Origin of the sequence: Pontibacter sp. 13R65 (assembly GCF_047525655.1) — a bacterium.
Taxonomy (GTDB): Bacteria; Bacteroidota; Bacteroidia; order Cytophagales; family Hymenobacteraceae; genus Pontibacter.
In genome coordinates this window covers 215,925-229,696 of record NZ_JBLIQL010000002.1, presented here as the reverse complement: position 1 = coordinate 229,696, position 13,772 = coordinate 215,925, and the positions used below count along the sequence as shown (strand labels likewise).

10 protein-coding genes are annotated in these 13,772 nt (G+C 44.8%); 3 read left to right on the top strand and 7 right to left on the bottom strand.

Features of this window, described 5'->3' with window-relative positions; all coding sequences use genetic code 11:
• Positions 1-80: 80 nt before the first annotated feature.
• Positions 81-3,617 carry a chromosome segregation protein SMC gene (gene smc / locus ACMA1I_RS03480; protein ID WP_337066871.1) on the bottom strand — a complete coding sequence of 1,179 codons (3,537 nt, stop codon included), beginning with the start codon at positions 3,615-3,617 and terminating at the stop codon, positions 81-83.
• Between the two features lie 469 nt (positions 3,618-4,086).
• Between smc and ACMA1I_RS03475 the strand changes: the two genes are divergently transcribed.
• Positions 4,087-4,656, top strand: coding sequence for a hypothetical protein (locus ACMA1I_RS03475; protein WP_337066870.1), 570 nt, complete (start codon positions 4,087-4,089; stop codon positions 4,654-4,656).
• A 32-nt stretch (positions 4,657-4,688) separates the two neighbouring features.
• Here ACMA1I_RS03475 and ACMA1I_RS03470 read toward each other — a convergent pair whose 3' ends face one another.
• From ACMA1I_RS03470 to pckA, 4 genes are all read right to left on the bottom strand, one after another.
• A complete protein-coding gene (locus tag ACMA1I_RS03470; protein ID WP_337066869.1) occupies positions 4,689-5,519 on the bottom strand; it encodes a DUF3298 and DUF4163 domain-containing protein in 831 nt (276 codons plus the stop codon).
• Between the two features lie 136 nt (positions 5,520-5,655).
• Complete coding sequence (locus ACMA1I_RS03465; protein WP_337067098.1) at positions 5,656-6,267, bottom strand: DUF4159 domain-containing protein; 612 nt, start codon at positions 6,265-6,267, stop codon at positions 5,656-5,658.
• Between the two features lie 89 nt (positions 6,268-6,356).
• Positions 6,357-7,073 (bottom strand): 16S rRNA (uracil(1498)-N(3))-methyltransferase, encoded by a 717-nt coding sequence (locus ACMA1I_RS03460; RefSeq protein ID WP_337066868.1) that lies wholly within the window; start codon positions 7,071-7,073, stop codon positions 6,357-6,359.
• A gap of 154 nt (positions 7,074-7,227) precedes the next feature.
• Positions 7,228-8,841, bottom strand: a complete 1,614-nt coding sequence (gene pckA, locus ACMA1I_RS03455; RefSeq protein ID WP_337066867.1) for a phosphoenolpyruvate carboxykinase (ATP) — start codon at positions 8,839-8,841, stop codon at positions 7,228-7,230.
• 221 nt (positions 8,842-9,062) lie between these two features.
• Here pckA and ACMA1I_RS03450 point away from each other — a divergent pair, with 221 nt between their 5' ends.
• Together ACMA1I_RS03450 and ACMA1I_RS03445 are read left to right on the top strand one after the other, a co-directional pair.
• Positions 9,063-10,457, top strand: coding sequence for a peptide MFS transporter (locus ACMA1I_RS03450; RefSeq protein WP_337066866.1), 1,395 nt, complete (start codon positions 9,063-9,065; stop codon positions 10,455-10,457).
• Positions 10,458-10,718: 261 nt separating this feature from the next.
• Positions 10,719-11,273, top strand: a complete 555-nt coding sequence (locus ACMA1I_RS03445) for a hypothetical protein (RefSeq protein ID WP_337066865.1) — start codon at positions 10,719-10,721, stop codon at positions 11,271-11,273.
• Between the two features lie 296 nt (positions 11,274-11,569).
• Here ACMA1I_RS03445 and groL read toward each other — a convergent pair whose 3' ends face one another.
• On the bottom strand, positions 11,570-13,204 hold the full coding sequence (gene groL / locus ACMA1I_RS03440) for a chaperonin GroEL (RefSeq protein WP_337066864.1): 1,635 nt from the start codon (positions 13,202-13,204) through the stop codon (positions 11,570-11,572).
• 35 nt (positions 13,205-13,239) lie between these two features.
• Positions 13,240-13,530, bottom strand: a complete 291-nt coding sequence (gene groES, locus ACMA1I_RS03435) for a co-chaperone GroES (protein ID WP_194349919.1) — start codon at positions 13,528-13,530, stop codon at positions 13,240-13,242.
• Between the last annotated feature and the right edge of the window lie 242 nt (positions 13,531-13,772).

Here is a 13,772-nt window from a genome sequence, read left to right as displayed (position 1 = left end):
AGCGGAGGGTTGCTTGTTTTTAAGTAAGGCTGTAGGTGCAGTGAGTCTATAAGCACTATGCATCTACAGCAAAGGAGGCATTAGGCAATCTGGCGAAGGTCAACCGGAATAACACGCGAAATACCTGCCTCAATCATAGTGATGCCGTACATCACATCAGTAGAGGCCATCGTGCGCTTGTTGTGCGTTACCACAATAAACTGAGAGTCGTCTGAGAATTTCCGGATGATGTTGTTGAACTTGTCGATGTTGGCATCGTCGAGAGGAGCATCTACTTCATCAAAAATACAGAACGGAGCTGGCTTGAGCAGGTAAATGGCGAACAACAGCGAAATAGCCGTGAGCGTTTTCTCTCCACCGGAAAGCTGATTAATGGTAAGTGGGCGTTTCCCTTTTGGTTGCGCCATAATCTCAATTTTAGATTCCAGCGGATTTTTAGGATCAGTGAGTACCAGGTCGCAATTATCTTCGTCGGTAAAGAGGCTTCGGAATACCAGCATGAAGTTGTTTTTGATCTGAGTGAACGCGTCCATGAATTTCTCTCGCGCTACCGTATCGATTTCATTAATTGTTTCGATGAGGGTATTTTTTGCGTTTACCAGGTCGTCGCGCTGTTCGGTAATAAATTTATTGCGTTCTTCTATTTCACTGTAAGCTTCTGCTGCCATTGCGTTTACAGGTCCCATTCTGTCGAGGCTTGCTTTTACGGAAGCAATCTGCACTTTCAGCTCTTCGTTGGTAAGGGCAAACAGTTCTGTTGGCGTTTCCGGCTCCTTTTGCAGGTCTTCCGGGCTCAAGTTAAACTCGGCAACCAAGCGCTCCTGCACCGATACCAGCTTGATTTGCGTATCTGAAATGGTTTTCTGCATACGCATGAGTAGCTCATCGGCATTCTGGCGCTTGCGTTGCAACTCCCTGATCACCTTTTCTTCTTCTTCCAGGTCGCCACGTAGTGTAAAGTATTTCTTTTCTATTTCTTCCAGTTCGTAGCCAAACTCGCGCCGGGCTTCGGTCATGGTTACAACTACTGCTTCGTTTTCTTCAATAAAAGCAGCTGCCTGCACCGTTTCTTCTTCTGCGCGTATCAGTTCCTGTCGTAGACCTTCTATGCGCTCCTGGTTCGTTTCAACAGATTTTTGCTTGTAACTTATTTCCTGCTGCAAGCTGGCAAAGCGGTTTTTGAGCTGGTGGTATTGTATGTTTTCCTGGTTATACTTGCTGGAAATGACGGCAATCTGCTCTTGTTGCCGCTCCACATGGCTGGCATAAACTGCCATTTCTTCTTCCAGGCGTTTCAGCTCCTGCTGGTCGGCTTCTGCCTGCGGCGATACCTCCTGCGATTGCTGGCTCAGCTCTTCCAGGCGTTGGAGCAGTTCGGCATGCTTCAGGTTAAAGTTCTGGATATTTTGCTGGTGCTGCTCATGCTTAATGCGCACTGCCAGGAGTTCCTGTTGCTGGCGGGAGACTTCTTTTTCGAGCTGCTTTATGGTGTCTTTCTGAGATTCTCCTTTTAGGTTCAGCAGAATCTGGTTTTGCGTGTTAATGCGGCTTTGCATCAGGTCGGCCTGCTGCGTAAGCTCCTGTACTTCCTGCTCCAGCTTTTCGAGGTTCTGCTTTCGGCCCAGGCGGTTGCCATCGAACATGCCAACCGAGCCGCCCGATAAGCTTAAGGGCTTTTTAATGGCTGAGCCGTCTTTTAATATAATGGTGCGATAGTCGTTGTCATAGAAATCGTCGGGGGTAGTGTCGCTTATGTATACATTGTTGAGAATGTACTTTAGCAGGCTGCTGTATTTTTTTTCAGCTGTTACCACCTCATAGGCTGCTTTCATTTTGCCTTCTGAGAAGGTTCCGGTCGGCTCCAGCTCTTCTACTTCCGTTAAAATAATAAAGTTAGCGCGGCCTTTGTTTTCCTTTTTCAGCAGCTCTGTGGCTTCTACGGCATCCTCCAGGGCCTCCACCACAAAAAAGTTCATGTAAGGCTCCAGGTAACTTTCGATCAGGTTTTTGTATTCAGGCTCCACCACTATAATATCCGATAGGAGTGGGGCTGGCTTAGACCAATTGTCGGACTGATACAAATATTTAATAGCTTCCGGAAAGCCTTCGAGGTTTTCTACCAGCGACTTGGTGAGGCTATATTGGTTTTGCTTGGCATCGAGGGCACGATTTAGCTCCACGAGTTGCTCTTTCAGGAGGTCTATGTCTCCCTCGGTTTTCTCTATGTCTTGCAGTAAGGTTTCTTCTTTCGCCTGCAATCGCACGAGCATAGCGGTTTTATCTTCCAGAATTTCCTGGGCCTCCTGTAGTTGCTCCTGTAACACCCGCGCATCTTCGTCGGCGGTAAGTTGCTGCTGTTGCAGGCGCTCTATCTCCGTATTGATGTTCTGGATTTGTACCTCGCTTATTTCCAGTGATTTATTTAGCTGGTACACTTCGTTTTGTTTTTGGCGCTGCTGCTGCGTCAGGTCCTGTAGCGTTTCCTGAATGGTTTGCTTCTGCTCATTTGCTTCCTGCAGCTGCTCTTTCAGGGCCTGCACCTGCTCTTCGGCCTCAGCAAACTGATCCTGCACCGCCTCGAGCTCTTCCCGCAGCTGCACAATACTTTCTTTGGTATGGTCGAGGGTGGCGGTATCCTGGCTGATCTGCTGGCGGAGTTGCTGCATGCGCTCCTTCAGAAAATAGCTTCTTTCGGATTTCAGCTTAATGTCGTTTTCCAGCTGGCGCAGTTTGGCCGTCTGGACCTGCATGGTCTTCTGGCTTTCGGCAAGCGCCTCCTGTGTCTGGTTAAGCTCTTCTTTTTGGTCGGCTATGGCATTTTCAGCCTCTGTTACCGTTTCTATGTAGTTCTCCTTCAGGGCTGTTTCCTGCTGCACATCTTGCTCTAAACGCTGCAGTGTGTCCTGGTACTGCGAGATGTTACGGCGGGCAAACTCAATGCTGTGCTTTTTGTATTCGTCTTTCAGCTGAAAATACTTGATGGCCTGCTTTGCCTGCCGCTCCAGTGTTTTCATGTTTTTGCCTATTTCAAAGAGCACATCTTCCACGCGCTCCAGGTCGGCATCTGTTTCCTCCAGCTTCTTTAGCGTCTGCTTTTTACGTACCCTGAACTTAGAGATACCGGCAGCTTCTTCGAACAGTAGTCGGCGAGAGTTTTCTTTGTCGTTAAGCAGCTCGTCCACCATCTTCAGCTCGATAATGGCGTAGCTGTCGGAGCCGATACCTGTGTCGAGGAACAGTTCGTTGATGTCTTTGAGGCGACAGACCACCCCGTTCAACATATACTCGCTGTCGCCGGTCCGATAGTATTTTCGGGTAACGGTGACTTGTGAATATTCTGTTGGCAGAATGTTTTTATTGTTATCGAAGGTGATGGAGACCTCTGCCATCTGGACAGGTTTCCGTGTTTTGGAACCGTTAAAGATCACGTTCTCCATTTTGTCGGAGCGGAGGTTACGGGTGCGTTGTTCTCCCAAAACCCATCGAATGGCATCTACGATGTTAGACTTGCCACAGCCGTTCGGACCTACAATTCCCGTAATTCCTTCGTCGAAATTGATGACCACGCGGTCTCCAAAACTTTTAAATCCTTTTATCTCTAATCTTGATACTTGCATTCGCGTCCGCGGGTATTCTTCAAACTAAACCCAAAATTAAGACTTAAATTGTTATGTTGAGAGGCTAAAGCGAATTAGAGGCTAAATTTTAGCTCCAGGCTCTGCACATCCTTCTTTTATCTTTATATACCCTTGGGCCTCTCAAGCAAAATGCTGCTCCGGAAGGCCTTTTTCATTAGAAGAATTGCCTGTCAGTGATTATTTGTACCGTACTTGATAGTTCAAGAGCTATAATGACAACATGAATAGTGATTGAATGACCGTTTAAAGACCTGATTAGTCCTGTGATACATACTCTAATACATGAAACAGCGTCTGTTATGCCCTGTATCTTGCATGTTATCAAAAGTCTCTGATAGGGCTTTTGCATTAGAATAATTTACATTTTAGATTCCGTTTGAGTAAATAGTTTGGTGATGCCTGCTCAGAAGCGTTCTGATTTTGCTATATTTGAATAGAAAGGCGAACTATGGAAGATATTAAACCAATATTATATGTACTGGCGGCAGTAGCCTATTTTGTTTATTCTTTCTGGCGAAAGGCTTTCAAAGACAATCCGGAGGTTAAGCCGCCGGACGAGCTGCCAGAGCAAAACAGAAGGCCTGAAGCTGCCAGGCCTCAGCCAAAGCCGCAGCAAGCTGTAGGCCCCCCAACATCTTTTGAGGATATTCTGCGTGAGCTGCAACCAAAAGTAGATCGTGCCAAGGAGCAGGGGCGCACCGCCGTAGATACAGCAAAGGACAAAGTTAAGCCTCTGCCAGTACCAGCACCTGTACCCGTTAAAAACTATGAACTGAATAAGCCAAAGCCTCAATCGTTGGAGGTGCCGATGGAGGTTATTGAGGCCAGGCGAAAGGTAGAGGAAGACAGGCGAACAGAAAAACGTTTAGCTGCAAGAGAAGCTGCCATCAGCATACCGGAGGCGCCTGTACCAAAGCGTGTTGGGAGCAACCACCGGATAGCTGCTATGCTCAAAAACCCTCAGACTGTACGAGACGCGGTTATTTTGGCGGAGGTACTACAGCGGAAGCAATTTTAATTTTCCTGTGTCTGCGCTAAAACTCCAGAGTATTAAGGTTTGTAGGCAGGTTTTATTATATTTTCTAATTGTGAGTAGGGCAGAAGCAACTGAATATGTCCGAATACATAAGGTGCAATTTCGTACGGGTTGTAATGCAGCAACAGCCCATCCGCGCTAAGCGCGCTGTTAAGTGGTAAAGGCAAGGCATCTGAATCTAACAAAAGTCCTGCCTCGGCTAACGGCTTATCTTGTAACTGCGGAAATTTTTGGCGTAACGCTTTTTCTGCCTGTTGTATCAGCACTGCCGTGTCTGTTACCATCTCTGAGAGTAACAATCTCTTGCCAGCCACATCAAAACTTTGTAAAGCAGTACTGGAATTAGGATGCGCCCCGCCGGTATTGCTATACTGCTCCGTTTTCACCGACAGGACAGAAGCTGATTTATAAAGTAGCCCCGCGTTAACTGTTAATTCCCATGGCCTTACAGGGAATCCTGATTTAGAGGCATCTGTAGCATATGCATCGTATTGCTGCAAGAAACTAGAAGCCAATTTTTTAGCTGGATCTTCTGCAGGAGCCAAAGTATTAGCATCCGGATCAAAATCGAGCTGTAACCTGATCAGCAAATTTTGTATGTAGTTGTTTAGGCTATCCTGAAGCGCTGTTGGAGTACCTGTCGCCTTAAAATAGGTAACTTCCACATGGGCACAACTATCTACACCTGCCGTACAATGAGGCGAATGCTCATCTAATTTCTTTTCTTCTAGAGTTATATTTATTTCCGTTGCCTCCTTAGCCTCTGCTTCTTCAGGTTGTGATTGCTGGCAGCTGCTGAAGTACAGGATCGTCAGCAGTGTTAGGAGTTGAAATCTTATGTTCACCAGGGAATAATTTAGGTTGATTAGTATATAGGCGGTGCAGCCGAGCTGCCTGGAATAAAATTAGAAGTAGCTAAAGTCAACTAATTTATGAAGCTGTTGTTGTAACTACTCCATAATCATTAAATAGAAGGTAATATTACAGATACTGAGTGAGGGCATAGGTGAGAATATTGGCGCCCATGCGTAAAGCTTCCTGGCGTTTGTTCTCCGGGTCGTTGTGCACTTCAGGGTCTTCCCAGCCATTACCTAAATCTGTTTCGTAGGTGTAAAAGCAAACCAATCGACCTTCGTGCACAATTCCAAAACCTTGCGGCGGCTTGTTGTCGTGCTCGTGTATTTTAGGCAGGCCGTTCGGGAAAGGATATTTCTGGTGATAAATGGGGTGGGAGAAAGGCAGCTCCACAAACTCATATTCCGGAAATACTTTTTTCATTTCCTTTCGGATGTACTGATCCAGACCATAGTTGTCGTCTATGTGCAGAAAGCCACCGCTCAGCAGGTAGTTGCGCAGGTTCAGGGCTTCCGCATCCGAGAATACGACATTGCCATGGCCGGTCATGTGCACGAAAGGGTAAAGAAAAAGCTCCGGACTTCCTACTTCCACCACACTTTCTTCGCGGGCAATATTCATGCTCAGATTTTGATTACAAAATCGAATCAGGTTGGGCAAAGAGGTTTTATTGGCATACCAGTCGCCGCCCCCATTGTACTTTAGTTTAGCAATTCTAAAGTTCGGTGCCTGCGACATCGACAGGGACCAGATCAACACAAGAACTAGTGTGCAGCAAAATGATTTTATCATATGTTTTTTCTCGTCAGATTCTAAGTATTGATATACTACAACGGGGCATAAATGTCGTGCAGTATATGCAGGGTGTGGCAAGCTACAAAAGCCGCTGTTTCGGTGCGCAGCCTGCTATTGCCTAAGGTTACAGGTCTAATGCGAGTTTGATAGGCAAGTGCAATTTCCTGTTCTGAAAAATCTCCTTCAGGGCCTATCATAATGCAATGTGGCTTTCCTGGTTTATAGTAATCTTTTATACTTTTTGTCGCGTCCTCTTCTAAATGAGCAATATAGGTATGCTCAGGAGAACATTGCTGCATAAATTTTTTAACTGGCATTATGTCGTGCAACAGAGGCAAATACCCTTTTTGCGACTGTTTCATGGCACTTACAGCTATTTTTTCCAGCCGATCGAGGCGCAGATTTCTTCGCTCAGAATGCTCACACTCTAAAAAATATATTTCACTAACACCTACTTCCACAGCCTTCTCTACAAACCATTCTATCCGGTCTATGTTTTTAGTTGGTGCTACTGCTATTTGTGCTACGTAAGGCAACTTGCCATATTCCAGTTGTTTATCTATAATCTGTAACTGGCAGCGTTTGGCGTGCGCATCCTGGATAATAGAGGTATAGAGGCCACCTTTCCCATCTACCAGGTATACGGTATCGCCCTGCTGCAGTCTTAACACACGGGTACAATGTTTCGACTCTTCCTCGGGTAAGGTGTAAGTTTCTCCTGCAATATCGGGGGTATAGAAAAGATGCACTTTAGAATTCTTTAACGTTATATATAAGATTAGCCTATAGCCTTAGCCGTTTTAAGCAACAACTAAGATAAGCATAAAAATAAAAATCTTCCTCAAAGGAAAGAAGCCTCTCTACTTTTTAGCGTAAAGAGGCTTCTTTAGGTTAACAGCGGCCTTAAACTATTACTTCAGCATGAGGGGCACCTGCCAGAATTTCTTCATTTGCAAATTCAGCATATTTACCGAAGTTCTTGACAAAGGACTGCGCTAATTCGTTTGCTTTAGCGTCGTAAGCCTCCTGATCGGACCAGGTATCGCGCGGGTTTAGTACCTCTTCGGGTACTTCAGGGCAACTTTTTGGCACCTCCACCCCAAATACTGGATGCTTGGCATAATTTACATTATCAAGGGCACCAGTAAGGGCTGCCGTAAGCATGGCCCGGGTATAAGCAAGCTTGATGCGAGAGCCAACACCATAGGGACCGCCTGTCCAGCCAGTGTTTACGAGCCATACGTTTACTTGGTGTTTGCTCATTTTTTCGCCAAGCAGCTCCGCGTAGCGCGTAGGGTGCAGGGGCAGAAAGGCCTCTCCAAAACAGGCTGAGAACGTTTTTCGAGGCTCTGTAACACCTACTTCGGTACCTGCCACCTTTGCGGTATAACCTGATATAAAATGGTACATGGCCTGGCTTTGGTTAAGCCTTGAAATAGGAGGGATCACGCCAAAGGCATCGGCTGTGAGAAAGAAAATATTTTTTGGAATTCCGGCTCGGGATGGTAGTAAGGCATTTGGTATAAAATGTATGGGGTAGGCAGTGCGAGTATTTTCAGTAACGGATTTGTTGGTGTAGTCTACAGTGCGTGTTCCTTCATAGAAGCGGGTGTTTTCCAGGAGCGCCCCAAATTGAATGGCATCCCATATTTCAGGTTCCTTTTTGCGGGAAAGGTCTACTACTTTCGCATAGCAACCGCCTTCAAAATTAAATACTCCGTCGTCGGTCCAGCCGTGTTCATCGTCTCCGATCAGGTAGCGGTCCGGGTCGGCAGATAAGGTGGTTTTACCTGTACCTGATAGTCCGAAGAAAATAGCCGTGTCGCCTTCTTTTCCTACGTTGGCCGAACAATGCATAGATAATACCTTCTTCTCGTGGGGAAGAGTGAAATTCAGCACCGAAAAAATACCTTTTTTCATTTCGCCGGTATAGCCAGAGCCTCCGATCAAAATGATTTTTTTGGTGAGGTTGATAATAGAAAAATTTCTGCTGCGGGTGCCATCTTCTTCAGGAGATGCGTTGAATTCAGGAATTCCGATGATGGTAAACTCTGGTGTATGAGAGGAAAGCTCCTCGGTGGAGAAGCGCAGGAACATATTGTAGCAGAAAAAGTTGTGCCAGGCCTGCGTGTTTACAATCCGAACGCTGAGTCTGTGGTCAGGATGGTCACAGGCATAGGCATCGCGCACATAAAGTTTTTTCCCTTCCAGAGACTTAACCACCTTGTCGTACAGCTTATCGAATTTAGCGGGCTCAAACGGGATGTTGATTTTATCCCACCATACAACATCGGCTGTTGTCTCATCTTTCACAATAAAACGGTCTTCTGGTGATCGGCCCGTAAACTCGCCTGTGTCGCACATCAGTGCACCTGTGTCGGCCAGCATACCTTCCCCATTCTTAATTGCCTCTTCTATTAGTTCAGCGGGGCTAAGGTTCCAGTAGACCTTTGCCGCATTTGTAATACCCAGGCTCTCCAGGTCCTCCGGATGTACTTTCTTTCCAAATTTTTTCATGTAGATGGTAGTTTGTTAAAAAATGTGATTTTAAGAAATGCACTAGTTTTTCCAATAGTAGTTTGTGGCGTGATGTAATTTACAGAGTAGCATGCTCTTATATGCAGGTTTTTACGGATTCGGAGCAGATTAGGTGGGGCAAAGGATTTGTCAATAATTGTTTAAACTGATATATTTACCTTCTCACGAACAAAAACTACACTTCTAATTTAACTACATCTATGTCCTTCAAAGATCGTCCTGCCTCAGATCAGGTCAGTAAGCACAACATACCCTATGGTGCCACTTCCTTAGAATCTGACAATAGGCATCCCAGTGCACTCTACATGCTCTTTTTTACAGAAATGTGGGAGCGTTTCAGTTACTACGGTATGAGAGCCTTGTTAACCTTGTATTTGATCTCAGAAATTTCTAAAGGCGGCTTAGGCTGGACCTCTGCTGAAGCTGGCCAGTTATATGGTATTTATACGGGTTTAGTATATGTAACTCCTTTAATTGGAGGTTACCTGGCCGACAGGTATTTAGGATTCAGATCTGCTGTTATTATCGGTGGTTTGTTAATGGCGATTGGTCACGGAGCACTTGCCATTGAATCGATGCCTTTCTTTTATAGCGGTTTAGGACTTTTGATCATTGGCAATGGTTTATTTAAACCAAATATCTCTTCTATGGTTGGCCAGTTGTACCCGGAAGGAAGTAAACTGAAAGACTCTGCCTATACCATTTTTTACATGGGTATTAACCTTGGGGCTTTTTTAGGTTCTCTGATCTGTGGTTGGCTGGGTGAGGCTATAGGCTGGCATTATGGTTTTGGTGCAGCCGGTATCGGTATGGTGTTGGGCCTTACACAATTCTATATTGGCCGGAATAAGTTAGGTAAGATCGGTCTGAAGCCTGAGCCTAAAGATCCGTCTGTAGATGCGAAACCAGCAGAGCCTCTTACCAAAGTGGAACGCGACCGACTTAAGGTTATCTTGTCTTTATCCTTTTTCTCTATATTATTCTGGTTAGCCTTTGAGCAAGCGGGGTCATCTATGAATATTTTTGCTTATAAGTACACCGACAGAACAATCGATTTCCTGAACTTTGAGGTTCCTGCTACCTGGTTCCAATCTATTAACGCTTTCTTCATTTTTACCTTAGCACCAATTTTCTCTATGTTATGGGTAAAATTGACCAAGAAGAACATAAACCCAGCCGGGCCTTACAAATTTGCCATTGGACTGTTGCTGCTATCGCTTGGTTTTGCAGTGCTTGTGGTGGGTTCATTATCTATTCCAAAAGGTGCTGAAGCTGCAGGTGTTAGCATGCTGTGGCTTGTGTTCGCTTACCTGTTGCATACCATGGGAGAGCTGTGCCTGTCGCCAGTGGGGCTTTCGTTTGTGAACAAGCTTTCACCTGTTAGGCTGATCGGCGTAATGTTTGGTGTTTGGTTCCTTGCTTCTGCTATTGGTAACTACATAGGTGGTGCCTTGGCAGGTATGATCGATCAAATGGCGCAAACCCAGTCTATGTCTACCTTCTTCCTGATATTTGTAGGTATTGCAGCTGTATCGTCTATCATACTATTCTTATTATCGGGTAGGTTGGTTAAGCTGATGCATGGGGTTAAATAATATTTTTTTGAGACACTGCCCATCAAAATTACAGTGCTTAAAAAGGTTTAGCCCTGATTATGAATAAGATATAATCTACATAGAATCAACAAGTGAATACAAAAAAGCCGCTGCTAAGTATATAGCAGCGGCTTTTTTGTACTTGTATAAAACTATTACCATAAATCTAATGTTCGAACAATGATTCAAAGATCTTTTTCATCCTTTATCTCCATTCTATTGAAAATCCCAGCTTTACTTCTATTAAGTTTATTTATTTTCTTGTCTTTATTGCCTTCATGCGAAATTATTTCTGGTGCAGACACCATAGTGGTAGAGACCGAACCAGTACCTAGCACTACCTATGTCATTCACAAGAACCAGCATCATGCTATAAACAAGATTCAAAAGGTAAGTTCTCCAAATCTTAAATTTGAGGCTACTTTTGACAGTACAGCTATTTATACGTCTATAGATCCTGCAAACCAGGGAGACATAAACAAATTGTATGGGTTTTCTGATTGTGGATCTTTACACCAGAGCAACAGTGCACGCTTTGGATGGAGATGGTATAATAACAAACTGGAAATCCATGCATACACCTATTATAATGGCACCCGTAAATCAGCTCTTATTTCGACTGTTGCATTGGGGCAGACGTACACATACGAACTGGAACGGCAGGAGGGACGCTATGTTTTTAAAGTAAATGGCGAGCAGGTAACGCTACCAAGAGCCTGCTACGATCAGGCAGATGGCTACATGCTTTACCCATATTTTGGAGGAGATGAAGTGGCCCCACATGATATAAAAATTGTTGTGAAGGACCTCCCCTAACAGAGCATAAACTTAACTTCATTAATCCTTGCAGATGTTGACTCTAAATTATTCTAATTAAAATGGCCTTCCAGAACTCTTCTTGTGGCTTTTATATAAAGGCTTTACTACTATAGTGCTAGCATAGTTTTTCTGGTTTTACTTATCAAATATATTTATCCCTAAATTCTTCTAATGAAAAGGACCTTCCAGAGGCATCAAAGCATTTGTAAGCACAAGGGTAGGACGCAAAAAAAATACCCTCACCAATTTCTCTGGTGAGGGTATTTTTGTAAGGTAACTATGGGAAAGGATGATTACATCATGCCGCCCATGCCGCCCATGCCACCTGGCATAGCTGGTGCACCTTTTTCTTCTTCAGGATCTTCAGAAACTACACACTCGGTAGTAAGCAGCAGACCAGCAATAGAAGAAGCGTTCTCCAGGGCAAGACGAGTAACTTTAGTTGGGTCGATGATACCGGCCGCAAACATGTTCTCATACTTGTCGTCGCGGGCATTGTAACCATAATCGGCTTTACCTTCGCGAACAGCCTGTACTACTACAGAACCTTCACCACCTGCGTTAGATACGATGGTTCTAAGAGGAGCTTCCAGGGCAGTTCTGATGATTTGAACACCAGTTTGCTCATCAGCGTTGTAAGCTTTCACTTCTGAAAGTGAATCCAGCGCACGGATCAGGGCAACGCCACCACCGGCTACAATACCTTCTTCAACAGCAGCACGTGTAGCATGCAGAGCATCGTCTACGCGGTCTTTCTTCTCTTTCATCTCAACTTCAGTAGAAGCACCGATGTAAAGGATAGCCACGCCGCCAGATAATTTGGCCAGACGCTCCTGAAGTTTTTCTTTATCGTAATCAGATGTTGTTGTTTCCATCTGAGACTTGATCTGGTTTACGCGAGCCACGATATCATCTTTCTGACCGGCACCGTTTACAATAGTGGTGTTGTCTTTGTCGATGATCACTTTCTCAGCAGTACCCAGGTAATCAAGAGTAGCGTTCTCTAACTTGTAGCCACGCTCTTCAGAAATAACAGTACCACCAGTCAGGATGGCAATATCTTCGAGCATTGCTTTTCTTCTGTCGCCAAAGCCTGGAGCTTTAACAGCGGCAATTTTAAGCGAGCCACGCAGTTTGTTTACCACTAAAGTAGCAAGGGCTTCGCCGTCTACATCTTCAGAAATAATAATCAGGCCTTTACCAGTCTGAACCACTTGCTCCAATACAGGAAGCAGCTCTTTCATGGTAGACACTTTTTTGTCGTAGATCAGGATGTAAGGGTTGTCGAACTCCGCTTCCATTTTCTCTGCGTTGGTTACGAAGTAAGGCGACAGGTAACCACGGTCAAACTGCATACCTTCTACAGTTTTAACCTCAGTTTCAGTACCTTTTGCTTCTTCAACAGTAATTACACCGTCTTTGCCAACTTTGTCCATGGCATCGGCAATCATTTTACCAATCTCAGGATCGTTGTTGGCAGAAATAGTACCTACCTGGGCAATTTCAGAAGAGTTCTCGATTTTTTTAGACTGAGACTTCAGGTTTTCTACTACAATAGCAACCGCCTTGTCGATACCGCGCTTCAGGTCCATTGGGTTGGCACCTGCCGCTACGTTTTTGATACCGGCAGTGTAGATAGCCTGCGCCAGTACAGTGGCAGTAGTAGTACCGTCACCAGCCTGATCAGCAGTTTTAGAGGCAACCTCTTTCACCAACTGCGCACCCATGTTCTCGATTGGGTCTTTCAGGTCAATTTCTTTTGCCACAGATACACCGTCTTTGGTGATCATAGGGGCACCGAATTTTTTGTCGATGATAACGTTGCGGCCTTTTGGTCCTAACGTTACTTTAACAGCATTAGCCAGTTTGTCAACGCCAGCTTTAATCTTGCTACGAGCGTCGCTATCGAATGTGATGTTTTTAGACATGGTTATTTTTTCTGATTAAGATTTGTTTTGATAGATTAAAGAATAGCCAGAATGTCAGACTCACGCATGATCAGATAGTCGCTTCCTTCAACAGAGATTTCAGTACCGGCATATTTGCCATATAAAACCTGGTCACCTACTTTAACCTGAGGCTTCATCAGAGCGCCTTGCTCAGATACTTTTCCTTCGCCAATGGCTACTACCTCACCACGCTGTGGTTTTTCTTTAGCAGTATCAGGAATAATAATACCTGACTTGGTTTTTTCTTCTGCTGCAGCAGGAGCTACGATTACTCTGTCTGCTAATGGTTTAATGCTGATTGACATAGTTTGTATAAATGTTAAGTTTTAATATGGTTGATATTTAAGCTTTGAAACCATAGTGGCTACTATCATTTCTTGTGCCAATGGTTAATTTCTGCCATTTTAAGCCATTTTTGCAGCTCCGGTTCTGACAAAATTGTCAGGACTGCCAGTTTTTGTCACGGCGGCTGGCCTTTGTCAACGAACATAGCTGACAGCCTTGCCTGTTCTATGGTGCCTTATTGGCCCATATTTGCGGTGCTAAT

Bases quoted from the DNA above. Each gene is read 5' to 3' on its own strand.
- ACMA1I_RS03465 (WP_337067098.1), bottom strand. From the start codon at position 6,267: ATGTCGCAGGCACCGAACTTTAGAATTGCTAAACTAAAGTACAATGGG.
- pckA (WP_337066867.1), bottom strand. From the start codon at position 8,841: ATGAAAAAATTTGGAAAGAAAGTACATCCGGAGGACCTGGAGAGCCTG.
- groES (WP_194349919.1), bottom strand. From the start codon at position 13,530: ATGTCAATCAGCATTAAACCATTAGCAGACAGAGTAATCGTAGCTCCT.
- ACMA1I_RS03450 (WP_337066866.1), top strand. From the start codon at position 9,063: ATGTCCTTCAAAGATCGTCCTGCCTCAGATCAGGTCAGTAAGCACAAC.
- groL (WP_337066864.1), bottom strand. From the start codon at position 13,204: ATGTCTAAAAACATCACATTCGATAGCGACGCTCGTAGCAAGATTAAA.
- smc (WP_337066871.1), bottom strand. From the start codon at position 3,617: ATGCAAGTATCAAGATTAGAGATAAAAGGATTTAAAAGTTTTGGAGAC.
- ACMA1I_RS03475 (WP_337066870.1), top strand. From the start codon at position 4,087: ATGGAAGATATTAAACCAATATTATATGTACTGGCGGCAGTAGCCTAT.